The sequence below is a fragment of the Burkholderia sp. AU28863 genome (assembly GCF_002223195.1).
In the GTDB taxonomy this organism is placed as follows: Bacteria; Pseudomonadota; Gammaproteobacteria; order Burkholderiales; family Burkholderiaceae; genus Burkholderia; species Burkholderia sola.
Map to the genome: position 1 here is coordinate 838,096 of NZ_NKFE01000008.1, position 26,047 is coordinate 864,142.

Annotated in this window: 19 protein-coding genes; 8 read left to right on the forward strand and 11 right to left on the reverse strand. The window is 64.9% G+C overall.

Annotation, left to right across the window (positions count from 1 at the left end):
- Window positions 1-174 precede the first annotated feature (174 nt).
- From CFB81_RS33610 to CFB81_RS33625, 4 genes are all read left to right on the forward strand, one after another.
- Entirely contained in the window at window positions 175-912 is a 738-nt protein-coding gene (locus tag CFB81_RS33610) for a response regulator transcription factor (protein WP_089438005.1), read from the forward strand.
- 1,061 nt (window positions 913-1,973) lie between these two features.
- Window positions 1,974-5,822, forward strand: coding sequence for a YadA-like family protein (locus tag CFB81_RS33615; protein ID WP_089438006.1), 3,849 nt, complete (start codon window positions 1,974-1,976; stop codon window positions 5,820-5,822).
- Window positions 5,823-5,934: 112 nt separating this feature from the next.
- Window positions 5,935-6,729, forward strand: a complete 795-nt coding sequence (locus CFB81_RS33620; protein WP_089438007.1) for an OmpA family protein — start codon at window positions 5,935-5,937, stop codon at window positions 6,727-6,729.
- Between the two features lie 69 nt (window positions 6,730-6,798).
- Window positions 6,799-7,869, forward strand: a complete 1,071-nt coding sequence (locus CFB81_RS33625) for an NYN domain-containing protein (protein ID WP_084044379.1) — start codon at window positions 6,799-6,801, stop codon at window positions 7,867-7,869.
- Window positions 7,870-7,994: 125 nt separating this feature from the next.
- Here the strand turns inward: CFB81_RS33625 and CFB81_RS33630 are convergent, their stop codons facing one another.
- Window positions 7,995-9,773 (reverse strand): HAMP domain-containing sensor histidine kinase, encoded by a 1,779-nt coding sequence (locus CFB81_RS33630; RefSeq protein ID WP_256976419.1) that lies wholly within the window; start codon window positions 9,771-9,773, stop codon window positions 7,995-7,997.
- 512 nt (window positions 9,774-10,285) lie between these two features.
- On the opposite strand from CFB81_RS33630, the gene CFB81_RS33635 reads away from it, so the two are divergent.
- Window positions 10,286-11,056, forward strand: coding sequence for an EAL domain-containing protein (locus CFB81_RS33635; protein WP_249190425.1), 771 nt, complete (start codon window positions 10,286-10,288; stop codon window positions 11,054-11,056).
- A gap of 93 nt (window positions 11,057-11,149) precedes the next feature.
- Here CFB81_RS33635 and CFB81_RS33640 read toward each other — a convergent pair whose 3' ends face one another.
- The 5 genes from CFB81_RS33640 to CFB81_RS33660 all read right to left on the reverse strand — a co-directional run bounded on the left by CFB81_RS33640 (window position 11,150) and on the right by CFB81_RS33660 (window position 18,679).
- On the reverse strand, window positions 11,150-12,142 hold the full coding sequence (locus CFB81_RS33640; protein WP_089438010.1) for a beta-ketoacyl-ACP synthase III: 993 nt from the start codon (window positions 12,140-12,142) through the stop codon (window positions 11,150-11,152).
- Between the two features lie 66 nt (window positions 12,143-12,208).
- Window positions 12,209-12,538, reverse strand: coding sequence for an acyl carrier protein (locus tag CFB81_RS33645; protein WP_089438011.1), 330 nt, complete (start codon window positions 12,536-12,538; stop codon window positions 12,209-12,211).
- 92 nt (window positions 12,539-12,630) lie between these two features.
- Window positions 12,631-16,506, reverse strand: coding sequence for a type I polyketide synthase (locus CFB81_RS33650; protein WP_089438012.1), 3,876 nt, complete (start codon window positions 16,504-16,506; stop codon window positions 12,631-12,633).
- Window positions 16,507-16,538: 32 nt separating this feature from the next.
- Window positions 16,539-17,816, reverse strand: coding sequence for a crotonyl-CoA carboxylase/reductase (gene ccrA, locus CFB81_RS33655; protein ID WP_179236141.1), 1,278 nt, complete (start codon window positions 17,814-17,816; stop codon window positions 16,539-16,541).
- A 47-nt stretch (window positions 17,817-17,863) separates the two neighbouring features.
- On the reverse strand, window positions 17,864-18,679 hold the full coding sequence (locus tag CFB81_RS33660; protein ID WP_256976420.1) for an SDR family NAD(P)-dependent oxidoreductase: 816 nt from the start codon (window positions 18,677-18,679) through the stop codon (window positions 17,864-17,866).
- Between the two features lie 197 nt (window positions 18,680-18,876).
- Between CFB81_RS33660 and CFB81_RS33665 the strand changes: the two genes are divergently transcribed.
- On the forward strand, window positions 18,877-19,950 hold the full coding sequence (locus tag CFB81_RS33665; protein WP_069619862.1) for a carboxymuconolactone decarboxylase family protein: 1,074 nt from the start codon (window positions 18,877-18,879) through the stop codon (window positions 19,948-19,950).
- 58 nt (window positions 19,951-20,008) lie between these two features.
- Window positions 20,009-20,479 (forward strand): MaoC family dehydratase, encoded by a 471-nt coding sequence (locus tag CFB81_RS33670; RefSeq protein ID WP_069619861.1) that lies wholly within the window; start codon window positions 20,009-20,011, stop codon window positions 20,477-20,479.
- Window positions 20,480-20,531: 52 nt separating this feature from the next.
- On the opposite strand, the gene CFB81_RS33675 is transcribed toward CFB81_RS33670, so the two are convergent.
- The 4 genes from CFB81_RS33675 to CFB81_RS33690 form a co-directional block, all read right to left on the reverse strand.
- Window positions 20,532-21,989 (reverse strand): amino acid racemase, encoded by a 1,458-nt coding sequence (locus CFB81_RS33675; protein ID WP_371090907.1) that lies wholly within the window; start codon window positions 21,987-21,989, stop codon window positions 20,532-20,534.
- The gene (locus CFB81_RS33680) at window positions 21,986-23,260 is read right to left on the reverse strand and encodes a dicarboxylate/amino acid:cation symporter (RefSeq protein ID WP_089438015.1); all 1,275 of its coding nucleotides are present in this window, start codon (window positions 23,258-23,260) and stop codon (window positions 21,986-21,988) included. Before CFB81_RS33680 ends, CFB81_RS33675 begins: the two co-directional genes overlap by 4 nt.
- A gap of 185 nt (window positions 23,261-23,445) precedes the next feature.
- Complete coding sequence (locus tag CFB81_RS33685) at window positions 23,446-24,360, reverse strand: LysR substrate-binding domain-containing protein (protein WP_069619859.1); 915 nt, start codon at window positions 24,358-24,360, stop codon at window positions 23,446-23,448.
- A 171-nt stretch (window positions 24,361-24,531) separates the two neighbouring features.
- Window positions 24,532-24,747: a DUF3820 family protein gene (locus tag CFB81_RS33690; RefSeq protein WP_069619858.1), complete on the reverse strand. Its 216-nt coding sequence runs from the start codon at window positions 24,745-24,747 to the stop codon at window positions 24,532-24,534.
- Window positions 24,748-24,949: 202 nt separating this feature from the next.
- Between CFB81_RS33690 and CFB81_RS33695 the strand changes: the two genes are divergently transcribed.
- Entirely contained in the window at window positions 24,950-25,138 is a 189-nt protein-coding gene (locus tag CFB81_RS33695; RefSeq protein ID WP_059583815.1) for a hypothetical protein, read from the forward strand.
- Between the two features lie 203 nt (window positions 25,139-25,341).
- Here CFB81_RS33695 and CFB81_RS33700 read toward each other — a convergent pair whose 3' ends face one another.
- On the reverse strand, window positions 25,342-26,004 hold the full coding sequence (locus CFB81_RS33700; protein ID WP_089438184.1) for an OmpA family protein: 663 nt from the start codon (window positions 26,002-26,004) through the stop codon (window positions 25,342-25,344).
- Window positions 26,005-26,047: the final 43 nt, after the last annotated feature.

Sequence of the window (26,047 nt, forward strand, 5' to 3'; positions counted from 1 at the left end):
CGGCGAAAATCCTCCGACGAATTCACAAAATGTCACAATCGCATCTATTACCGATGATTTATATTGCCTAACCGTTTGTTCCAGACGGACCAAAAAGCAAACGTTTGCTTGCTCGCCGCCCGATGTTTTTCAGGTGTCGGCCGACAAGCCGATCACGTTAGTCGGGGTGCATGAATGCGCATACTGGTGGTAGAGGATGATCCCGTTCAGGCCGAGGAAGTCCAGAGCGCGCTGGCTCCGTACCGTCACACGATCAAGGTCGTCGTCGACGGCGAGCAGGCGTTGCGGTTCCTGCGATCCCAGTCCGTCGACGCGGTCGTGCTCGACTGGCACTTGCCCAGCATGACCGGAATCGAAGTACTGAACTGGATTCGCACGCGCGCCGACGTCGAATACGGCGTGCTGTTCCTGACCAGCCGGGTCCAGGAACTCGACGTCGTCAGAGCACTGGAGGCCGGCGCCGACGATTACCTGACCAAGCCGTTTCGCGCGGAGGAACTGGCCGCGCGCGTCAACGCGCTGTTGCGCCGAGTCGCGCGCAACGTGAAGCGCGACGAGCCGATCCGCGCGGGCGAGTACGTGCTCGATCCGGTGGAACGCGCGGTCCGGCTTCGCGACAGCAAGATCGAACTGACGACCAAGGAATTCCAGCTCGTCGCGTGCCTCTTTCAGAACCTCGGCAAGATCATGTCGCGCGAGTTGCTCGCAACCACGGCGTGGGGGCGCGAACTGGGCACGGAATCGCGTTCGCTCGATACGCATATCTACCGGATCCGGCAAAAGCTGAAGCTCGGCATCGAGAACGGCTTGCGACTGTCGGCGATCTATACGCTCGGCTATCGGCTGGATCAAATCAAGGCGACGATCGACGTCCCGTGCGACACCCGGGTGCTGGTCGAAGATCAGGCTTGAGCAGGCGTCGCATATCGTAGACGGCGTTGCCTGCGGCACGGCGCAGTGCATCGGGTGCCGCGCCTTCAGGCGTTGTCGAAAAAATGCGCGCACGTCCGGTGCACGGACGCCGTCATTTTCCGCTGTACTCGCGCGACCGAAAATTCGGAATCCTATTTATTTGACTGAGGTGCGACGGCGATCGCCGCGCTTGCGAAGCGACGCGTCGAATGCGGTGCATTCGCTCGCGACGGACGGGCGTCGCGATCCATCGCGATGGAGGTGGGTCATCGCAGTTCCGTAGTTCACGCGAAGGTGACAAATGTTCACTTTTTGATTTTTCCGTCCTCTCCTAACATCTAGCCATCACAAGCTTCATTGAATTCAATACATTGTCACGAGAAATACAAATTCGAATTCTCCAATAAACAAATGTAGCGTTCCGTTTTAAAGATGACGTCACATCGGGATGCACGACACACAAGGATTCAGGCAACGCAGCGGGTTTATAAAGCAACGGCGATCCATCGCCAGATCGTGATTCACCCCTATAGAGATACAGTTATGCCCAATCTCACGAGACAATCCGTAGTTATCCAAAGTGAATCATTTTGCATTGGATATCGCCCGCACGACGCAACGGCCTTCCGCGCCCGCGCGCGCCCAACTCGCACTCGAGTTCGATCCGCCTCATGTGCGCTGCTCGTCCGCGATGAGAATCCGGCTCGATCGGGAACGACGTTCGATTCCGCCGACGTGTTTCCAAGCCATGCCAATCAGCCAATGCTCGACCCGGCCAAGCCCGTGCCATGCGCTCATTTCACGGAATCATGTTTCCGTTTCCGCATCGGCATTTCGATATTTTTCATCTGATTTCGCATAACTCACTCTTTCACATGAATACAACAAATAAACCCGGCCACACGGAAAGATGATCCCCTCCAATCCCAATCTATCCCCGGCGCCCTAATATCGATCTATTGATTTCCCGATCATCCGTGACTTTTATTTGACCACAAAAAATTAGCATTACTACTGAATTTGTCCTGACAGAACGTGACCATTTCACATGGAGCATCAACATGAACAGAGTGCACAAGATCATATGGAGCAAGTCGCGCGGGACGCTTGTCGCCGTGTCGGAAGTCGATAGGGCCGGGGGAAAAGGAAAGCCGGGGGCGTCAGGTGCGATCGATCGACGCGGCAGAGCCACCGAAGGCGAAATCGCCGTCAAGCGGTGCGCGATGGCCGCGCCGTCGGCCGACCACCGGCAGCAACCGTCCATGCGAGCGGTGATCGCCGCTTCGATCGGCATCCTTGCCGCAGGCATGCCGGTGCTCGGGTATGCACAGGCGGCGGGGTCCGTCACGGTGAACGGCTTCAACTGCGGCGCGGCTGCCGCAACCACCAACGCAATTGCGGCCGGATGCTCCGCGAACGCCGCTGGACAGGGATCGATGGCACTCGGCTTCGCCGCTGGTGCAGGCGGCGGCAATGCTGTCGCCATCGGCGAACATTCGAACTCGAACGGTAATGCGTCAACCGCCCTCGGCGCGGCAACGACCGCGACATCCGACGGTGGCGTGGCGCTCGGGGTGCTGGCCGCAGCCACCGGATCGGGGAACTCGATCGCGATCGGCTCGAATTCCGCGGCGAGCGGGTTCAAGGCCATTGCGGTCGGCGCCGGCGCCATCGCGAGCGACACGGGTGCAAGCGCATTCGGGCAGGCCGCTACGGCGTCCGTCAGCAGCGCGACCGCCATCGGCGGCGACGCCACGGCCAGCGGTATCGGCGCAACGGTCATAGGGCACGCGTCGGTGGCGACCGGCACGAACGCGTCCGCCTTCGGCGCATCCGCATCCGCATCCGCAGAGAACGCGAGCGCAATAGGCGATTTCTCCGTGGCGTCCGGCATCGGCAGCACGGCGCTTGGTGCCGGCTCCCGCGCAAGCGCCGACAACGCGGTGGCTGCCGGATTGAACGCAGTCGCTTCAGGCACGTCGTCGATTTCCGTCGGCAATGCCTCGATCGCGTCGGGCAATTCCGCCACGACGCTCGGCGCCGGCGGCACCGCGTCGGGCGACCACTCGACCGCGCTGAGTACGATGTCGACGGCCGCAGGCGGCTATTCGATCGCCATGGGTTTCAAATCCATCACGGCCGGCACGGCCGACGCGGGCGTGGCGCTCGGTTCGGGCGCGTCGGTCAGCGGCGCATCCGGCGTCGCGATCGGCGTGAACAGCGGCGTGTCGGGCGTGAACGCGGTCGCGATCGGCCCGGGCGGGACAGCCGGTGTCCCTGGTTCGGGCACGCAGGCGACTGGCGACCAGTCGATTGCCCTCGGCTACAACGCGCTCGCCAGCGGCACCACTTCGCAGGCATTCGGCGGGCAGGCAACGGCCAGCGGCACCAGTTCGATTGCGGTCGGCAATACCGCGACGGCGTCCACGCTGTTCGGCATCGCCGTCGGCAACCTGGCAACCGCTGCCGGCATTTCCGGCGTTGCATTGGGCGCGGGCGCGACCGCGAGCGCCGACAACACCGTGGCTCTCGGCGTGAATGCCGTTTCATCGGCATATGGCGGCGTCGCGATCGGCGTCAATTCCCAGGCGCTGGCCGGATCGACCGTCGCGTTCGGCGACACCAGCCAGGTCGCTGCGGCCGCGGGCGCGGGTTCCATCGCCGGTGGTCACAACTCGCAGGTGACGAGCGGCACGGGCGCCGTCGCGCTCGGCGAAGGTCAGACCGCCAGCGGGAACGGCGCGGTGGCGATCGGCGATCCGAATACCGCCATCGGCAACGGCGCAGTGACGATGGGCGCCAACAACACCGCGAACGGCAACGGCGCGATCGCGCTGGGCAACACGAACGTCGCGACGGGCCAGGGGTCGGTCGCACTCGGCAACGCGTCGCAAGCCAACGTCGCGGGCGCGATCGCGATCGGCGACACGGCGACCGTCCAGGCCGCCGCAACGAGCGGCGTCGCGCTCGGCTCGGGCGCCAACGCGAGCGTCGCCAACAGCGTGGCGCTCGGTGCGAATTCGACGACCACCGCCGCCACCCCGACCCCCAACGCAGTGATCGGCGGCGTGACCTACAACTTCGCGGGCACGGCGCCCACGGGCGTCGTGAGCGTCGGCGCACCGGGCGCGGAACGCCAGGTCCAGAACGTCGCCGCAGGTCAACTGAGCGGCGCCAGCACCGATGCCGTCAACGGTTCGCAGCTGTTCGCGACCAACGAACAGGTGACCGCCAACACCACGGCGATATCGAACATCACGAACGGCGCAGGGATCAAGTACTTCCACGCGAACTCGACGCTGGCCGACAGCCAGGCCACGGGGACGGACAGCATCGCCGTCGGCCCGCAGGCAGCCGCGAGTGCGGCCGACAGCTTTGCCGTCGGCAACGGCGCGCAATCCACCGCGGCGAGCGCGATGGCGCTCGGTGCGCAGACGACCGCTTCCATCGCGGGCGCGGTCGCCATTGGCGCGGGTTCCATCGCGGACCGCGCCATCGCCGCCGGCAGCGGTACGATTCCGGCCGGCACCCACACGGTACCGTTCAACACATCCGACGCGACGCTGCTCGGTGCGGTCTCGTTCGGCAGTGCTTCCGGCAACACGTACCGCCAACTGATCAACGTCGCCGACGGCACAAGTGCCCACGACGCCGTGACGGTCCGCCAACTGACCGGCGCACTGCAATCGTTCGCCGTGACGCCGACGATGTACTTCCACGCCAATTCGACCGCAGCCGATTCGCTCGCCGTCGGCGCCGAGTCGATCGCGGTCGGGCCGACCACCGTCGTCAATGGCGACAACGGTGTCGGCATCGGCAACGGCGCGATCGTTCAGCAGACGGCGCCCGGCGGCGTGGCAATCGGCCAGGCCGCGAATTCCGGGCAGGCCGATGCCATCGCACTCGGCAGCGGCGCGAATGCGACGGGGCCGCAGTCGATCGCGCAAGGGGCCAACGCCGTCTCGAGCGCATCGGGCGGCATCGCGCTCGGTTCGGGCGCGAACAGCAGCGCGGCCGATGCAATCGCATTGGGTGCCGGGGCAAGCGCGAACTTCGCGAACAGCATCGCGCTCGGCGCCGGTTCCGTCACGACGGTCGGCGCGCAGTCGAACTACATTGCGTACGGCCTGAGCAGCCCGCAATCGTCGGCCGGCGAGGTCAACATCGGGAACCGCAAGATCACCAGCGTGGCTGCCGGGTCGGCAGGCACCGATGCGGTCAACGTCAGCCAGCTCGAAGCCGTCAACCAGAGTCTGACAACCATGATCCAGAACCTCAGCAATACCAACGGCGGAACCGGCGGCTTCCCGTCGACGCCCGGCTCGTCGACGCCGCCCGCTTCGACCGGTTCGAACTCGTCGGCCGGCGGCAACGGCGCAGTCGCGTCCGGCTCGAACAGCACGGCCGTCGGCAACGGCTCGACCGCGTCGGGCGCGGGCTCGACGACGATCGGCGCCGGCTCGACGTCGTCCGGCAACAACTCGGTGGCGCTCGGCACGGGCAGCAACGACGGCGGACGCAACAACGTCGTGTCGATCGGCACGGCGACCTCGACGCGACAACTGACGAACGTCGCGGCCGGCACTGCCCCCACCGATGGCGTCAATGTCCAGCAGTTGAATGCCGCGGTCGGCAATGCAAACGCCTATACCGACGCGAAGATTCAGGGCCTGCGGCGAGACGCGGACGGGGGCACCGCCAGTGCGATGGCCGTCGCGGGTCTGCCGCAGCCGTCGGGACCGGGCAAGAGCATGGTCGCGATCGCCGGCAGCGTCTATCGAAGCCAGTCGGGCCAGGCAATCGGCATCTCGACGATCTCCGAAAACAATCACTGGATCTACAAGGCCGCCATCACGACCAATACGCGCAACGACTACGGCGCGGTGATCGGCGCGGGCTATCAGTGGTGATCGCCCGAACCTGACGTCCAACCGGAATGCACGACGACTGCGCGCAACGTTTCGGCGATCGTTGCCGCAGTCGTTGGGTGCGCCGCTCCTCACACGACGAGAGATACTGATCATGAAAATCCAATGGGCACTTGCGCTGTCCGCCAGCCTGCTTTGCGTTGCCACCCTCGAGGGCTGTGCCGTCGACGGCCCGCCCCGCTTTCCCGATCCGCAGTCCGCCAGCCCGAAGGGCGGCACCTTCGTGAACGTGGACAACCTGCGTAACGTCGGGCCCGGCCTGAACAAGGACCAGATGTTCGACCTGCTCGGCCCCCCTCACTTCAACGAGTGGTTCGTCGGCAGCCATGTCTGGAACTACCTGTTCGACTTCCGCCGCGGAAACGAAGTCGTCGCCTGCCAGTACCAGGTGCGATACGACCAGCACATGAAGGTGAGCGACACCTACTGGCGCGATCCCGCATGCGCGGACTTCGTGCGGACGAAACCGGTCGCGCCGGCGGTCGCGGCGGAACAGCCGGTCTCGACCATCGAGCAGTTCACGCTGCAGAGCGATGCGCTGTTCGCGTTCGGGAAATCGAGCATCGATTCGATGCTGCCGGCCGGCAAGGCGCAGCTCGACGATGCGATCGAACGGATCAAGCGCCACAAGGAGGTCACGAGGATCGTCGTCGTCGGGCATACCGACCGTATCGGCAGCGACAAGGTCAACGAACCGCTGTCGAGGGCGCGCGCGCAGACGGTCCGCGGCTATCTGGTCTCGCATGGGCTGAACGGCAGCATCATCCAGGCGGAAGGCGTGGGATCGAGCGAGCCGGTCACCCATTGTCCGCCGGGCCGCAGCAGCGCCGTGATCGCGTGCCTGCAACCCGATCGCCGTGTGTCGATCACGGTGAGCGGCCGCAACTGAAAAACCGCGGAGCCTGTGGCGTCGATCACGCATCGCCCGTGTGATCGGCGCCACCCATCGAACCGACAGGTGAAACCGGTCGAGCGTGCCGCCGGGCGGCAAGCCATTCATTGCGCGCGCAAGATGCTCTTCGCGACGTTCGATCATCGCGCTCATCGAACCGCCGCCGGGATGGCAGCAGGCCGCGGCGGCGCAATTCGCGTATCGCACGCCACGCGACGGCCGACGCGCCAGCACACCTTTAGACCCGGGGCCATGCCGAATCGCGCGGTTCGACGGCACTTGATTCGGTTTCCTGATCGAAAGCCAACAGCATTCCGGAAGACGATGATGAGAAGGGTCGGGGTTTATGTAGACGGAAGCAGCATGGACGCGAACGGCGGTCACATGATGCGGTACGAAGTGCTGCGCGCGCTCGCGGGACGCGCCGGCGCGACGATCCAGCGCCTGCACGCGTATCTGAGTTTCGACGAGCGCCGCGCGGCACGCTCGGCCGATTACGACGTACGGATCAAGGGCTATCAGGCCGCCCTGCGCGACAAGGGATTCCGCGTCACGGTGAAGCCGCTCAGACACTATGCGGACGAGGACGGCACGGAGACGGTCAAATCGAATTCGGATCTCGGGATGGCAATCGACGCGCTGTCCGAATCGGACAGGCTCGATACGGTCCTCGTCGCGACCAGTGACGGCGATTTCGTCGAAGTCGTACGAGCGCTGCAAAAAAAGGGATGCCGGGTCGAAGTGCTGGGGTTCGACAACGTGCCGCTCGAGCTGCGCGATGCAGCCGATCAATTCATCAGCGGTTACCTGGTCCCTGGCCTGCTGCCGATCCGCGACGCCGCCCCTGGCCTGCCGGCATGGGGGCAAGTCGGGTCCCGCGTGCGCGGCCTGTGCAACCGGTTCGAGGAGGATGACGGGTACGGCTTCATCGCGTTCTGGGCGTCGCTGCCCGATACGCCGCTGCTCGCGGCAGCCGAAACCAGCCCCGCCTACTTCCGCAGCAGCAGCTTTCTGGATTCGTCCGCGCTCACGCGGCTGCCGTCCCGAAGCACGGTCCTGGAGTTCGACCTCGCCCCGCCGGCAAAGCAGAACGGCGCGCTCGAGGCGCGCCGAATCCAGGTCGTTTCCGCCGTCTAGCCCAGCGAGGCGCCGCGACGATCGGCGCGCGCCGCCACGCGGCCGGTGAATCGCACGCCGATCGGCCCGGCGGCACTCATCCCGTTTTTCCGTTCGCACGACGCGGGAACGCAACTGCGCCGCGCTCAGTCGCCCATTGTGGCATCGTGATCGTGCCTCGACAGGAACATGAGGAACGTCGTCCCTTCGCCGACCTTCGATCGGACCTGCAGCTTTCCGCCGAGCGAATCCACCACCGTCTTCACAAATGCCAGGCCGAGCCCATGCCCGGACATCGATGCATGACTGTCCAGCTGCGTAAATTCCCGGAACAGCTTCTCCTGATCCCGTTCGGATATGCCCGCTCCATAATCGGTGACGGCGATCTTCACGTGCCGATCCGTGGCGGACAACTCGACGTCGACCGTCGACGCTTCCCGCCCGAACTTGATCGCATTGCCGATCAGATTGACGAACGCGCGCCGCAGCAACTGCACGTCGGCGATCGTGCTGAGCCCCGGCTCCGCCGTCAGATTGATCGTCGTGAATTTCGCGCTTGCCTGCGGCAGCAGATCGTCCACGGCATCCCCCAGCACCAGCGCGGGATCGACTTCGGCCAGCTTCGGCGGCAGGTTCTCGGCCTTGGCCAGGAACAGGAAATCGTCGGACAGGCTGAGCGCGCGCGTCGCATACTGCGACACCAGTTCCGCGAATCGCTGCGGCGTGTACCGCGACGGGTCGCGCTGCATCTGGGAAACCAGCGCGAGAATGGAAGCCTGCGGGGCTCGCATGTCGTGCGACAGGAAGCGCAGCGCCATGTCCCGCTGCCGCTCGGCCATCCGTACCGAAGAGACATCCGCGACATGGAACACCAGCGCGCCCTCGCCATGGAACGACGGACGGATCAATGCGCACTTGATCAGCAACGACAGGCCGCCGCGCGCATTGGCAATCTCGATGCCCTGATCGAGCTGGGATTTCGTTCGCGCCGATAGCGCGTCGCCGTCCGGCCAGTGATCGAGCGACGCCAGCGCCTGCGCGGCAAACTCGTTGGCCCGGTGCGACCCGGTGATCTGGAACAGTACGTCGGAAACCGCGCGTCCGACCGGCGAACTCCCCGCCCGCGAATGCGCATCGCGATTCGCGCACAAGGACATCACGCGCGCGTTCGCGAGCAGCACGATCCCCGCAGCCGACGCGATCAGCGTCGCCTCCGGCAGACTGTCGACCCATGCGTCGATCAGCGCGCGATACCGGCGCACTTGCGTGTCCAGCATCGCAACGCGACGCAACTGCCGCTGAACCGGATCCATGCAATGCCCGGCCTGGACAGGCCTCGCATGCAGCACGGGTTCGGTCGTCATCCGGTCCGTCAGCAACGCAGTGAAGCGCAACAACGCTTCGAGCCGTCGCCATGACCATAGCAGGTAGGCGAGCACGCAGATCGACATGCCGGTCGCGGGCGGCATGATCCGGCCTTGCCAGGTGAAGAGGGCGAAGGCGGTCGCCGCGATCGCGGCCGACATCCCTGCTGCCGCCAACAGGCCGGCGGAAGAACCGAGCCTGTAGAGCAGCGTGCAAATCGCGACAACGATCAGCTCGTTGAACAGCAGTTCCGGGCCGACACCCACGCGGCCGGGCATCGCCAGCCCGAAAAAGGCCTGGTCGACGCGCTGCAATGCATGTGCCGCCGTCAGGATCAGGCAAATCAGCATGAGCGCGAACGTCAGACCTACCCACTCGATTGCAAGGTTCGACGGCGCATGCCCGGGCGCCGGCCTGCCCTCGTCACATGAACGGCGCCATCGTGGCACAAGAAATCTTCCGAACATGTCAATCAGATGATGCTCCATCAATATCGCATTGGGCAACATTTGAAACAACCGCATCAAACGTCGCAAATCCCCCGACCTGAATACAGACAACCAAAAACCGTATTTTTATTGAATAAATTTATTATTTTTCAATTAAACTTCATTTGCAGAAATTCACAAACACACCACCCAAACAATCTTATCTTAGAGTACATCATCCAACAATAAAAGAATCACTTCCAATGCATCTATTGTATTCCAATTTAAAATAAATTGGAATCTGTTTTTAAATAAAATCAGAATGCAATTTGATATTTTCGGCGCCCGCTTCGGGTATTTCATACCGGACAATGGTGTCACCCAAAGCCGGCCACGACATTACAAAACGCGAATCGTAATTTTGATTCGCAACACGTATAAAGACCGCCACATCATCCGAAAAACAAGCATCGAAAAATATCGAATTCGAAATCAACACCGTTAAACAAATTTACATTTGATCACTTTTCGATATTGAAAATTTCAGCCCCGCTCCATAGAATTGGTCGATCAAACGACGAAGCCATTGCCTCCATCGGCCTGCATAAATGTTCACAAACAGCACATTTGCGTCAAACCATCCATTGAACGATGCCGAACGGGGACTTCGTCAGGACGAGTTCTTTTTCCTGATGCAACCCAAATTCGCATTGCAGGCATCTCGCCTGTCCGGCTTCGAGTATCTGATGCGCTGGCGACATCCCGAGCGCGGTGTGCTGGAACCGGCATCGTTCCTCAGTGTGATCGAGGATTCGTTCCTTGCCGCACGATTCACCCACCTCCTCACCCAGCACGCGACACGCACGCTCGCGCAGTGGACGGCGGCCGGATACGACGAACTGGCGCTTGCGATCAATTTGTCGTCGCGGGAACTGGGGCATACGGATTTTCCCGGTCAACTGGTTACGCTGCTGAAATCGCACGGCATCGATCCGGGCCGTTTCGAGATCGAACTGACCGACGTCGTGCCGCCCGCCCGGCTCGACTGGCTGGTAGAAGCCATCCATGCGGTGCAGGCGATTGGCGTGCGTGTCGCGCTCGACGACTTCGGCGCCGGCTTCAACTCGTTGACGCTGCTGCAGCAATTGCCTGTGGACATCGTCAAATTCGATCGCTCGCTGATCCGCGACGTGCTGCAGAACGGCGAGTCCACGCGTGTGCTCGAAACCCTGGTGCATCTTGCAAAAGGTCATGGCAAGCAGATCGTGATTACCGGCATCGAGACGGCAGAGCAACTCGAATGGGCCAGCACGCTGCCCGGTGTCGAGGGCCAGGGCTTCTACCTCGGCGAACCGCTGTGCGAAGCGGACGTCGATGGTTTCATTGCGAGCCGTCAACGCAGCCCCCTCGCGTAGACAGGCATGGCGCCCGCCCTGCCCGACCCATGCGCGACGCACCGACAGGTTCGGGCGGGTCACACGATTCCGATGCGACAATCGACCCTCGATCTACCACCGGATCAACGCCGAACCCCACGTAAAGCCCGAACCCATCGCCGGCGTCAGGACCAGATCGTTCTCCTTGATGCGCCCATCGGACACGGCCTCGCTCAGCGCCAGCGGAATCGACGCCGCCGACGTATTCCCGTGCTTGCCGACGGTGAGCACGACCTTCTCCATCGGCAGATTCAATTTGACGCCGAGCGTCTGCACGATGCGCTGGTTCGCCTGATGCGGCACGATCCAGTCGACGTCGTCCTGGGTCAGGCCTTGCGACGCGAGTGCTTCCTGCGACGCTTCGGCGAGGTTGACGACGGCATGCAGGAACACGTCGCGCCCCTCCAGGTGCATCTTGCCGGCGCCCTGCGTCGACGATACGCCGCCGTCCGTGTGAATCTTGTCGTGATATCGGCCGTCGGAATGCAGATGCGTGGTGAGAACGCCGCGCGGCGCGTCACCGTCGCGCCGTTCGGCGCGCAGCACCACCGCGCCCGCGCCGTCACCGAACAGCACGCAGGTGTTGCGATCCTCCCAGTCCACGATGCGCGACATCGTCTCCGCGCCGATCACGAGCGCGCTGCGAGCCTGGCCGAGCCGGATCATGTTGTCGGCGACCGACAGCGCGTAGACGAAGCCCGAACACACGGCCTGCACGTCGAACGCCGCACCGCGCTGCATGCCGATTGCCTCCTGGACGCGCACGGCCGTCGCGGGCATCGTGCGATCGGGCGTGCAGGTCGCGAGCACGATCAGGTCGACGTCGGCGCCGCCGATGCCCGCTTGCTTCAGCGCAGCCTTGGCCGCGCCGATCGCGAAATCGGACGTATGCTCGCCGCTCGCCGCGATACGGCGCTCCTTGATGCCGGTGCGCTGCGTGATCCACTCGTCCGACGTGTCCACCCTGCGCGCGATGTCATGATTCGTCATCCGCTGCTCGGGAAGCGCCGAGCCGCAACCGACGACGCGCGAGATCCTGTTGTCCGCGCGAGTGATGTCCGCCATCTTCCGTACTCCGGTGAAGGTCGATAAGGCGCCGGGCGACCGATCGATCGCAACCGGCGCACGCCGTTACCAGTTACCCGCGCTCGCGCTTTCGCCCGGCGCCGTGTCGGCGGCCGCGTCGTGCCCGCCCAGCGACACGAGATGTTCGGCCAGCGACATGAAGGTCGGGTAATCGTAGAGCACCGTGTCGTCGATCTTGATCTTGAGCCGCTCTTCGAGGAAGAACGCGAGTTCGACCGAATGCATCGAATCGAATCCCGCGTCGGCGAAGGTCTGGTCGAGATCGGTCGGGACCTGGAGATTGTTCGCTTCGGCCCACTCCTGGATCCACGCGAGAATGGTCTGTGCGGTCGCCGGGGTTCCGCTCACGTTTGCTGCTTGAAGTTGCTCGCTCATGGCATCGATCTCCTGCTGTCGGATTGAGAAAGAAAGGCGCGGCACGGACCGGGCCTTGTATGGGTGAACCGATTGAAGCCGACACACGCCGCCTAGATGGACGTCGCCCGCGCGAGCGAGTCGGCCACCGCATCCGCGGTGCCGACGCCGTCACCGAAGCACTCCGCGACGCGACGCGCCGAGGGTTCGCGCACGATCGAGTTGTGATCGTCGTCGAACACGCTCACCGTGATGTCGCCGCGCGTGAGAAGCCGCAGGCTCTGCGTCGCCTGCGCGCCCGACAGGTTGCCCGGCGTGCGGGCGGCAAACGCGTACGCGATGCGCGTGTGCACCTGTTGCGGCCGGTGACGCGCGAGCGCCAACGCACTGGCCGCGTGCAGCCGTGCGATATGCGCGAACATCGCGGGGTCCGCGCGCCGCCGTACGTCGCCGAGGTAAAAGTCACGATCGAGCATCGCATCGAAACGCGGATCGGCAAGCCACGATTCAACAACCTGCGTGACCTCCACGGCCGAAAACTCGCCATCGAGCTCGCGCAGCCGCATCGCGAATTCGCCGTCGTGGAGCGGGGAATCGATGATCGTCAACGGCGGCGCGGCAAGCCCCTGCGCTTCCCACTGCGCGGCCATCTCGTGCGCGACGATGCCGCCGAACGACCAGCCGCCCAGCAGGTCCGGCAGCTTGCCGTGTGCGGCGAGCAGCGCCGCACGATAGCGCGACGCCAGTTGCCCGATCGACAGATACGTCGGCGCGCGGCCCGGGTCCGCGTACGGATGGCGGACCGCGACGATCGTCGGATCGCCGGGCCACGCGGCAGCCAGATCCTGATAGCAGAGCACGTTTCCACCGACCGGATGCACGAGTGCGACGAGCGGCCCGACGCCCGAGCGTAGCGTGACGACGAGATCGCGATCGTCCGCCGCGGCGGGCTCCGGCTGCGCGATGTGCGCTCCGGGTTCCGTATCGGGCGCGTGGTGCGACGCGCCCAGCCACGTTGCAAGCGACGATAGCGACGCGCCGCGCGCGAGCATGGAAACCGGCGGCATCCGGCCGAAGTGCTGCTGAAGGCGCACACGCAGTTCGGTCAACGCCAGCGAGTCCAGCCCCTGACCGACGAGCGAAACGTCGTCGGCGAGGGTGACATTGTCGGATGCGACAGCCGCCGCCATCGCACGCAATGTCGCCAACACCTGTCCTGTATTCGCATGAGCGATCGCATCGCGGACGTCGGATGCTTGCAGCGCTGCTTGCCCGCGTGCGTCGTTCGCCGCGACGTCGTGCAGTTGCTCGCGCGACGCCGAGCCCGCCACCACACGATCCGGGAACGGCAACTCGAAGCGCTCGGCCTCGAACGGATAGCCCGGGGCTTCGGCCGGCCGCGGCGCGTTGCCATACAGGCGACTCCACGCAATCTTCTGCCCCACGCTGTAGAGGCGCGCACATCCATGCGCAAAGCCGGTCGATTCCGTTTCATCGTCGCCTTCCGGCCCGTCGGCGAGCGACGAGATCGCGCACTGCCAGTCGCCGCCGGCGACCGCGCGCGCGAGCTTGGCAAGCGCCGCACCGGGCCCCACTTCGACGAACACCGTCTTGCCGTCGGATGCGGCGACCAGCGCGTCATGAAAGCGCACCGGCTGCTCCACGAGATCGAGCCAGTGCTCGACGCCGGCTATCGCGTCCGTCGCGCGTTCGCCGGTGAGCGTGGAAATGATCGGAATCGACGGCGACGCGAATTTCAGCGGTTCGAGTGCGTGCCGGAATGCATCGCGCATCGACCGCAACATCGGCGAATGGCCGGGCGTGTCGTAGGTCTTGAGCAGCGACACGCGCTTGCCGGCCGCGACCATCGCGTCGTGAACCTGCGTGACCGCGGCCTTCGTCCCGCTCACGACGGTTTGCCCGGGCCCGTTGATGCCGGCCACGAACAGGTCCGTGTCGAACGTGAAGCGCGCTGCAAGCTCGTCGGCGCCGGCCGCGACCGCGAGCATTGCGCCGGCCGGCGTCGCCGTGTCGAACAGCCGGCCACGCGCCTCCACAGCCTTGAGGCCGTCGCCGAGCGACATCACGCCGCCGATCACGGCCGCCACATGCTCGCCGAGCGAATGCCCGATCAATAGGTCGGGCCGGACGCCAAGGTCCATCCATGTACGAGCCAGCGCGTAACACACGATGAAGTGTGCGAGCTGCCCCGGATGATGGCGCACGGATTCGGCGGTACGGCCGAGAATCGCATCGAGAACCTGCCGCGCCGTCTCTGTGTCGAGCTGACCGACGCATGCATCCGCATGTTTGCGGAACATGCCGTTCTCGTCGTACAGATTCGCGCCGATGCCGGGCTGCCACGCCCCTTGACCGGGTATCAGAAACGCGACGCGTGGCTTTCTCGGGTGCTCGCCCGCGTGCCATCGCCCCGTAGGATCCGCCGCGAGAAACGCGTCGAGCGCCGCAACGCAATCCCCTTTCGTCGAACCGACCAGCGCGACGCGATGATCGAAATGGTCGCGCCGCATGCACGAGGTGTGGCACGCATCGCGCAACGGCGTCGACGTCTCCGCGAGCCATGCACGCCATGCCGAGGCGACACGTCGAAGCGCTTCCGGCGACCGACCCGAGAGCGTCAGCACCCGTTCCCGTGCGACGTGCACGGCGGCATCCGGGGTGCGGTCCGGCGCGGCAAGGATCAGATGGACGTTCGTGCCGGTGATGCCGAAGCCGCTCACGCCAACCAACGCGTCGCCTTCGCCGAGCGGCATACCTTCGCGCGGGATCTCGAGCTGCGCGCCTTCCCATTGGAAACGCGGGTTCGGCGTCGTGAAGTTCACCTGCGCCGGCACGTGTCGATGACGCAGGACCAGCATCGCCTTGATGAAGCCGGCCATGCCGGCCGCGCCCTCCAGATGGCCCAGCTGTGATTTGACGGAGCCCACCCGAACCGGTTTGTCGCGCGTGGCGTGGCGCGCATAGACGTTGCGCAGCGCGGAGAGCTCGATCGGATCGCCGAGTGCGGTGCCCGTGCCGTGCGCTTCCACGTACGCAACGGCTTCCGGACGGATGCCCGCGCGAGCCAGCGCGCGACGGATGACGGCTTCCTGCGCCGCGCCGTTGGGGGCCGTGAGTCCGTTGCTCGCCCCGTCGCTGTTGACGGCCGACCCCACCAGCACGGCATCGATGCGGTCGCCGTGCGAGCGCGCATCGTCCAGTCGCTTCATCACGAGTGCGCCACCGCCTTCGCCGCGAATATAACCGTCGGCGTTCGCATCGAACGGACGGCACTGCCCGGACGCCGACATCGCCTGAAGCCGCGCGACGCCGATCGTTTCCTCCGGCCCGAGGATCAGGTTCACGCCGCCGGCGATCGCCACGTCGCATTCGCCCGCCTGCAGGCTCTGCGCGGCAAGATGGATCGCGACGAGCGACGACGAGCACGTCGTGTCGACGAAGATCGCGGGCCCGCTCAGGCCCAGCACGTGCGCGACGCGGCCCGGCGCCATCGCGCGCAGATTGCCGAGCTTCGAATAGGTGGTGATGCGCTCCGGATCGCCGGACCATACCGTGCGCCGGCCATAGTCGGCTTCGCCCGTCGTCATGAACACGCCGACGTTCGTGCCGCGCAGCTGCCCCGGCGCGATGCCGGCGTTTTCGAGCGCGGCCCATGCGAGTTCGAGCATCCAGCGCTGCTGCGGATCCATCTCCATCGCCTCGGCCGCCGACGTGCGGAAGAGCTTGCGGTCGAAGCAGAATGGATCGTCGACGTAGCCGGCCACGCGAGAATACGTGGTGCCCGGTTCATGCGGATCGGATGAATAGAATGCGTCGATATCGAACCGCTCGCGCGGTGTTTCGCGAATCGCGGTGCGGCCCGAATTCAGCAGCGCCCAATAGCTCGACGCGCACGACGCACCACCGGGAAAACGGCACGACATGCCGATGATGGCGACGCGTTTCGCGTCAGTAGTTGACCGATCCATACCGTTCTCTCAGCAAGAAGAATGCTTCGTGGCTAGTGGCGACGCGCGGCGTCGAGATCGTCGCGACTGCTCGCCTGGACCAGCACCGCCATGTTGCCCGGCAAGTGCTCGTTCGAGCGGATCTTCGCGTGCGCGTCCGGCAGGCGGTTCCACGGGAACACTTCCGACAGGCACGGATCGATCTTGCCGCCCATCACGAGCCGGTTCGCTTGCGCCGCTTCCTTGAGGCTCGCGAAGTGACTGCCCTGGATGCGTTTTTGCCGCATCCATACGTAGCGTGCATCGCAGGTCAGGTCGTAGCCGCTCGTCGCCGCACAGAAGACGACCATGCCCCCGCGCTTCACGACGTAGCAGGACGGCGCGAAGGTATTGCGGCCCGGGTGTTCGAACACCATGTCGACGTCGCGCTTTTCGCCGAGCGCATCCCAGATCGCCTTGCCGAACTTCTTCACGCCGTCGACATAGGTGGCGTACGCGTCTTTTTCATCGACGGAGGGCGGCGTGCCCCAGCACGAGAAGTTCGAGCGGTTGATCACGCCGACCGCGCCGAGCCGCTTGACGAATTCCGCCTTCGAATCGTCGGAGACCACCGCGACGGGGCGCGCGCCGGCCAGCGCCGCGAGCTGGATCGCCATCGTGCCCAATCCGCCTGCCGCGCCCCATACGAGCACCGACTGGCCCGGCGACAGCACGTGCGGCTTGTGTCCGAACAGCATCCGGTATGCGGTGGCGAGCGTGAGCGTGTAGCACGCGCTCGCGGCCCACGTGAGATGCTTCGGGCGCGGCATCAGCTGCGTGGACTGGACGCGCGCGAATTGCGCGAACGAGCCATGGGAGGTCTCGTAACCCCAGATGCGCTGCGACGGCGACAGCATCGGATCGCCGCCGTTGCATTCCTCGTCGTCGCCGTCGACCTGCGAGCAATGCGCGACCACCTCGTCGCCGACCTTCCACTTCTTCACGTTCGACCCGACGGCCCAGACGATGCCCGCGGCGTCCGACCCGGTGATGTGATACGGATCGTCGTGCAGGTCGAGCACCGAGAACGGCTGACCGAGCGCTGCCCACACGCCGTTGTAGTTGACGCCCGCCGCCATCACGAGGATCAGCACGTCGTTGGGGCCGACCGACGGCACGTCGACGATTTCCTTCGTGAACGCGCGCTGGGGCTCGCCGTGATTCTCGCGGCGAATCGTCCATGCATGCATTTTCGCGGGCACGACGCCGAGCGGAATCGGGCTGCCGATCTCGAACAATTCAGACTGGTCACGTCTCGTTTCGACCGCCATATCCAATACTTTGGCATCCATATTGATATCCCCAAAAGATCCGATTCGATTGAGATGACGCTCGCAGGTCAGGCCGCGGCCATGCCGCCGTCCACGGAGAGCGCAGTGCCCGTCATGAACGACGACTCTTCGCTCGCGAGGAACAGGACCGCCTTCGCAATCTCGTCTTCGGTCCCCAGGCGGCCTACCGGATGAAATGCCTTGATCTGATCGGTCATGCCGGTCTCGCCGAGAAACTTCTCGACCATCGCCGTCGCGACGAAGGCCGGGCAAATCGCATTGACGCGAATATTCTGCTTCGCATATTCGAGCGCCGCCGCTTTCGTCAGGCCGAGAATGCCGGCCTTCGACGCGTGATACGCGCAGCCGCCGAATGCCGATGCCACTATTCCGTAAGTGGACGACATATTGACGATCGCGCCGCCGCCTGTTTTCAGCATTTCCGGAATTTCGTATTTCATCGACAGGAACATCCCTTTCAGGTTGATGTCCACGACGAAATCCCAGCTCGCCTCGTCGGTATCGGCCACCGGCTTGCCGAACGACTCGACGCCGGCATTATTGAAGGCGATATCCAGCCGGCCGAATTCGCTTACCGTTCGCGCGACCGCATTTGCGCAATCGTCCGCGCGGGAGACATCGGTCTTCACGAACATCGCGTTGCGGCCCGAGGTGCGAATTGCCTCGACGACGGCCAGCCCCTCGTCGGTACGACGCGATGCGATCGCGACATGCGCGCCTTCCGCCGCAAACCGCAACGCGGTGACGCGACCGATGCCCGAACTCCCGCCGGTCACGAGGACGACCTTATCTTGAAATCTCGACACTGCACTCTCCCGGTTGCGTTGATATGACGGATTCCTGATAGCCATCCGTTGATCCATTCCACCCGTCTGAATCCAATTGCCATCTCGTAGTCGGGACGATTCTAGACGGCGAAAACCGGGCGAAGATGAAAGTTCATAAAAGTTCAAATTTGATTTTCTAGCGGGCGAATATCATCCGGAACGTCAGTGGCTTCAGCGTTCAACCGATTGAGTCAACCATGCACGCGAACACGATATCCAGACATGAACTCGGCATGTCCGTCATCCATGCCATTGGCGTCGAAGGCTTCAGCGGCCTCAGCGCCGCGCTCGATCGCCTGGATCCGGATTTCGGGCGACTGCTCGTCGAGGGCGCTTATGCGGACATCATTGCCCGCCCCAATCTGTCGCTGAAAAACCGCGAACTGGTGACCGTCGCGGCGCTGACCACGATGGGCAATGCCGATTCCGCACTCAGATACCACGCGGGCGGCATGTTGAACACGGGCTGGACGCCCGAGGCGCTGTTCGAAACGGTCTTGCTGACGCTGGACTACGCAGGGGTGCCGGTGGCGATGGCCGGCATGCTCCACGTCGCGGCGTTGCTGCGGGAGCGTGGCGTCGGCGCCGACCACGTGGCCGATCTCGTTGAAGGGTACGATTGCGCGCTCGCCTACCTGCTGCAGCGTCGGCAGCGGCCATTCGATGCGCTGACGCCCAAGGAGCGCGGACTCGCGACGCTCGCGATCGTCATCGCACTCGAAAATCGGCACGACGCGGTCCGCCAGCAGTTGAGGGTCTGTCTCGATGTCGGCTGGACGCGCAGTGAACTGACCGAGGTATTGATTCAACTCACCGGCTATATCGGCTGGCCGCTGGTGCTGCCCGTGTCGCGCATTGCGCTCGCCGTGTTCGATGCGGCGGACGGCTGCCCCGGTTCGGCGCAGGCGAACGCAGTCACCGCACCGGAAGCGCCGGAAGCGTCCGAACGCCGCATCGACGCGCCCGGCGCATACACCGATATGTCGCGCGAACTATCTCGTTGCCTCGACGAGCTTCAGGCGTCGACGTCGCAGCCGGCTTCGATCGAAAACACGAAGGCACGACACCTGACGGCCATCGCCTGCCTGACTTGCGTCGCCCGCAATGCCGACGTCGACGCACTTGCGGCTCATATGCGCGGGGCGCTGTCGCTCGGCGCATCGCAGCGCGAAATCATCGATGCCATCGTCGGCGCATTGCCGCACGCCGGTGTGCTCGCCGCGCAATGGGCGCTTGACTCGGCAAATCGATTGTTCGCGTCGCCGGATGTGCGCACGGCGCCGCAACAGGAAAGCGCAGCGGCATAGCGAACGACGACGCTCGCCCCTCCAACACGACGTGGTACGAACGATACGGGAACAGACGATGAACGACGAAGGCGGATACGATCTCGAGGATCTCATCCCGGGCATGAGTGCGCGCTTCCTGAAAACACTGTCCGAGCGCGACGTGTTCCTCTTTGCAAGCGCGTCGGGCGACAAGAATCCGGTGCACCTCGACGACGCCTATGCGAAGCAGACACGATTCGGCGGCCGCATTGCCCACGGCATGCTGTCCGCCTCGGTGATATCGGCGGCCATTGCGACGCACCTTCCCGGCCCGGGTTCGATCTACCTGTCGCAGGATCTGCAATTCCGGCGCCCGGTGAAGCTCGGCGAAACGGTTTGCGCGACCGTGACGGTCAAGGAGATTCTCGCGAGCCGGCGGCGGGTCGTGCTGGAAACCTGTTGCGAAGTCAACGGTCTCGTCGTGGTGGAAGGCACGGCGGTCGTCATGCCGACGAACATCGCGGAGCGACGGAAAGACGCGGCGAACGTACAGGGTCAGGAAGTTTGACGGCCTGGCGTGGCCGGCACCGCGTCAACGCCCACGTCGGGCCGGAATCCGTTCAGCCGCCGCCCGCCGCATAGGCAATGCACGACCGTGCGAGCACGTCGGTCGGGTCGACGAGCGTCGCGCGTTCGCCATTTCGCGCGACGTATTCGCCGCCCGGCAGCAGGATCGGCAGCTCGGTGCAGCCGAGCACGATCACGCGCACGCCGTCGGCGATCAGCGCGTCGACCGCCGCGCCGATATCCTCCTTGCACCGCCCGGTCGTGAAGCCGGCCTTCACGCCGTGCTTGCCGTAGATCGCCTCCATCACGCGCGCCTGCAACGCGGCCGTCGGCGCGACTTGCAGGAGCCCTTGCAATTCGAGCGCCTTTTGATAGACGCCGCTAGCGATCGTGCCGAACGTCGCCAGCACGCCGACCTCGCGCAGCGCCGGCCACGTATCGCGCAAGTGCGCGACCGTCACGGTCAGCATGTTGACGATCGGAATTCCAAGGTGCGGCTGAATCCGTTCGACGAACGCGTGCGCGGTGTTGCACGGAATCGCGATGACGTCCGCCCCGCCTTCCTCGAGCCGCTTGCAGGTGGCGTACAGCGAGATCGTCGGGTCCGCGCCGGCGCCCACCAGGTTCTCCGTTCGATCGGGAATCTGCGGATTCTGTTCGACCAGCAGCTTGACATGGTCCTGATCGCGGGACGCCGGCGTGTTGCGCACGATCTTGTCCAGAAAATCGACCGTCGCGGCTGGGCCGACGCCGCCGACCACGCCGAGCTTGAACGCCGCCGCACGCAAAGCCGGCTGTTCGGTCAGCGCGTACTGCGCATAGGCCTGGTTCGAATCCACCAGCGGTACACGCCGCGGACGGATTGCATCGGCGACCAGCGCGATCTCGGTCAGGCCGGGGACGATCACGTGCACACGCTGATCGATCAGGTCGTCGCACGCGCGGCGCAACCACTCGACCGGACGCCCCCGAAGATTGCCGCGCTGGATGCCGTCGGCGCCGTAGATGGCTTCGGTCACGAGGTCGATCCCGTCGTGCGGCCGCGGATAGACGACTTCGAACCGCGGCGACGGAAAATACGCATCGAAGAGCCGCTTGTCCCGCACGTAGTCGGAAGCCAGCACGCCGATACGCGTCGCGTCCGGGTGCGTGCGCCGCACATGACTGCGAACGGCTTCGACGATATCCACGATCGGCAGGCAAGTATTCGCCTTCAGCTCGTCGATGAACGTGTGGCTCAGGAAGCACGGCAGCACGACCGTCGTCACGCCGCGCTTCTCGAGCTGCCGGATCATGTCGAACACGTACAGCTTGCGCTCGGCGGTCGCGGCACTCCCCTCCCCCGAGCCGTCGAACGGGTGTTGCTCGAAGATCACTTCGGGGTGCGCGTCGTCCGACGACGCAGGCGTCGCCTTCACCATCTTGAAGAACACGTCGGCACTGCCCAGCGGCCCGAGGCCGCCGACCACGCCGAAAGTCCGCCGCGCGGTCACGTTGTCCGTGCGCATCATGCATTCAGCTCCGGCCGGTCGAACACGGCGTCCCGCGGCTTCGCGGCGCGCCGGCTTTCCCATTTCGCGATCACCGCCGTCGCCACGCTGTTGCCGATCACGTTCGTCATCGTGCGGCCCATGTCGAGGATCTGGTCGATCGCAAGCACCAGCGCGACGCCGGCCACCGGCAGATGGAACATCGGCGCGACCGCCGCGACCACGACCACCGACCCGCGCGGCACGCTGGCCATTCCCTTGCTGCTCAACATCAGCACCAGCAGCATGAACACCTGCTCCGACAACGGCATGTGCACACCGAACGCCTGCGCGATGAAGAGCGCGGCAAACGCCTGATACATCATCGAGCCGTCGAGGTTGAACGCATAACCGAGCGGCAACGTGAAGCCCACCACCTTCTTGTCGACGCCGAACTGCTCGAGCTGCTCGGTCAGCCGCGGATACGCGGCCTCGCTGCTCGCGGTCGAGAACGCGATCAGCGCGGGTTCGCGTACGGCCTTCAGCAGGCTTCCGATACGTCGTCCGAGAAACAGGTAGCCGACGCCGATCAGGATCGCCCAGAGGACGAGCAACCCGAGATAGAACGCGCCGATCAGCTTGCCGTACGTATAGATCACGTCGAGCCCGCGCAGCGTGACCGACGACGCGATCGCGCCGAACACGCCGAGCGGCGCCGCGCGCATCACGTAGTTCGTCAGGCGCAGCATCACCGGCACCATCCCGTCGATCGACCGGATCACGACGCTCACGCGCTCGTCGTGCTTCAGCGCGCTCAACGCGATGCCGAGAAACGCCGAGAACACCAGGATCTGCAGGATGTCGTTGCGCGCCATTGCGTCGAGCAGGCTGGTCGGGAACGCGTGCGTGATCACGTCCCGTGCGTTCAGCGCGGCGGTGTTCAGTCCGGCGCCGGCCTCGCCGGCAGTGGCCGTGAGGTTCAGGCCGGCGCCCGGCTGCAGCGCATTCGCCATCGCGAAGCCGAGACTCAACGAAATCAGCGACGCGCAGACGAACCACCCGATCGAGCGCAGGCCGATGCGCCCGACGTCGCCGCCGCTGTCCATGCCGGCCAGCCCGGATACGAGCGTCACGAACACCAGCGGCGCGATGATCATCTTGATCAGCCGCAGGAATATGTCGGTGACGATCGAGAAATAGCCGGCGACTGCTTTGAGCGGGGCCGGGTCCTCGATAGTCGCGTGGCACGCATAACCGGCGACGACACCTGCGATCATGCCGACTGCGATGCTCAAGGTAAGGCGATTTTTCATGTCCGTTCGTCCGTGGGTGGCGCCCGGCCGCCGGAAGGCGGACGAGCGTGGCGAAGAAGGCCGCGCGACGCGTGTCATGCGTCACATTTGCCGTTGGAACGAATGGTAGGGAGGACCGAAAAAAACGTGATGCCGGAGCAACATGGCGGTATGCGAGCCCCGCATAACGCGGGAAAACCCCCGGCTCAGCCGAGCCGGGAAGGCGCCGCGCGCAGGTGCTGCCACAGCGTGTCGAGAAATTCGCTGCGGTTCGACACGTCGCGATACACGCGCAGTTCGATTTCCAGGTTCCACGCCGCCGGCCCGGCCGGCACGAGTTCGCCGGACGCCAGTTCGGCGCCGATCGCGCTGCGGGGCAGCCATGCGACGCCCTCGCCTTCCATCACGAGTTTCTTCAGCACTTCGGCCATGTCGGACTCGTAGTGCAGTTGCAATGCCGGCGCGTCCGATGCGCGGCCGAGCAGCAGCGCGAGGCAGCGCCCGAAGTAGCTGGTCTCCGTATACGAAATCAGCGGCAGCGGATGCTGCTTCGTACCGGGCAGGCGGAATGCAGGCGCGGACCGACGGTTCGGCCGGCACGCCGGCATCAACGTGTCGAGCCCGACGGTCAGGTGCGCGTACTTCGCGGGATCGAGATGAAGCGGCAATTCAGGATGGTGGTACGCAAACATCAGCTCGCAGTTGCCGTTGACGAGCATCAGGATCGAATCGTGGACATTGGTCGGAATGACGCGCGCCCGCACCTCGCCGAAATGCGGCGCGAGCGCCTTGAGCCAGCCGGGCAGGAAACTCAGTGCGATCGTGTGGCCCGCGGCGATCTGCAGGCTCTTGCCGGCGATCCGCTGCTCGGTGCGGATGATCGCGCGGGTGTCGAACAGGCGGCTGAGCACGTCCTCCGCCGTCTCGCGAAACAGGCGGCCGGCCGGCGTCAGCACCGGCGGAAAGCTGCTGCGATCGATCAGCTCCGCGCCGATCCATTGTTCGAGCGACTGGATGCGGCGGCTGAAGCCCGATTGCGTGACGTTGCGAAATTCAGCGGCCCGGGAAAAGCTTTGATATTGAGCGAGGGCGAGGAAGTCCTCGATCCATTTGATTTCCATGCTGGCCCTCGAGATGCGCGGAAGGAGTCGGGGTGCGCGCGGCACTCAACCGACGAACGCACACATTGTATGTGCTCGTCGCGGCCGTCCACGCTCCGAAGCCTGCTCCCGCCGACGGGGCATGCAGTGCGGCGAGGTCGACAAGCGCCTGTCGCGGCGCGTGACGCCGCGCTAAGCCGGTTTGCGCAGCGGCTCCAGCAGGTGCCGCAAGCCGTTATGGTCGATCTCGTGCATGAGCGCGAGCTGTCGGCCGAGTTCCCCGCGCGGGAATCCTTCGCGCGCCAGCCAGTTGAGGTAGGGGCCGGGCAAGTCGGCAATGAGTCGGCCCTTGTATTTTCCGAAGGGCATCGTGACGGCGACAAGGCATTCAAGATCAGGGGTGCGCATGCGCGCATTGTGCACGGCTTTTCGCTCCCGCGCGCATCGCGGCCCCGCTCCGTGCCCACCGCTCCACGGCTGCGAATCCGGCCCTTCACGGCCGGCCGAATCGGCAAACCGGCCCCGATTGACGGCCGGATTCGCATCAACTGCCGACTTCGTTGCTGCCTGCTAGACTGAAACTTCCCCCTGCAAAACGATGGAGGGAACCATGATGTCCATCTACGTCGTGAAAACCGGCGAGCAGTTCCTGTGCACCGCCGAGGACGGCGATATCGGCATGGCACCGGCAATCGAAGACGCCGCATCCTTTGGTTCGTATGACGAAGCGGAAAAAGCCGCGAGCGCGCATGCCGACCCGGGGTACGAGATCGTGGCCGTCTGCATGATCAGGCACTGAACGCCGATCCCCGGCCCGGTACCGAAGGCGATCCGCGTGCGGGACGCCGGTCGTCGTGCGACGGCGGCGTTCCTGTGACGGACACCGCATGCGCACGCCGCGACGCGCCTTTCCCGCCGCGCTCGTCTGTGTCGAACATCCTTGCCGCAAGCGAGCCGTCCGGCTTCGACGGCCGCGCTTGGCGGCAACTGGGTCGCAGCGTCCTACTTCTGCAGCGAAATCTCCACGCGACGATTGCGCGCGCGCCCTTCGGCGGTATCGTTCGACGCCGCCGGACTGGCTTCGCCGTGACCGGCCGCGGCGAACGCATCCGCTTTCAGCCCGTGCTCGCGCAAATACCCGGCGACGGCATCCGCCCGGCGCTTCGACAGCGCCTGGTTGTGCGCGTCCGAACCGGTCGCGTCGGTATAGCCGTCCACTTCCACGCGCGAGAAATGCCGGTCGCCCTGCCGGTTCAACAGCGCGTCGAGCGCGGCGGTGGCCGCGGACGTCAGCACGGCCGAGTCGGTCGCGAAATATGCGTCGCCGGTCAGGCTCACCTTCTCGGCCGGCGCGGGCGCCGGTGCAACGGCCGCGGCGGCCGGCGCGGGCGCCGCACCGCACTGGAACACGATCGAATGCGGATCGGCGCCGTCGCGGTAGGGCGTGGTGGTGTCGACCAGGCGCACGGCCTCGTTGCCGCACATGCGCGTCGCGACCTTCATGCACGTCTTCGCGGTCGACAGGATGCCGTGGCAGTCGACCTGGAACGTCCGGATACCGTTTCGCGACTGCAGTTCGTACGCGTTGTACGTCGGCCCCGACGCACTCGAACAGCCCGCGAGGGCAACGACGGACGCCAGCAGGGCAAGATGGATGTTTTTCACTTGATGACTCCGAGAATGCGATGGGCGCAGCGTGCGCGGCGCG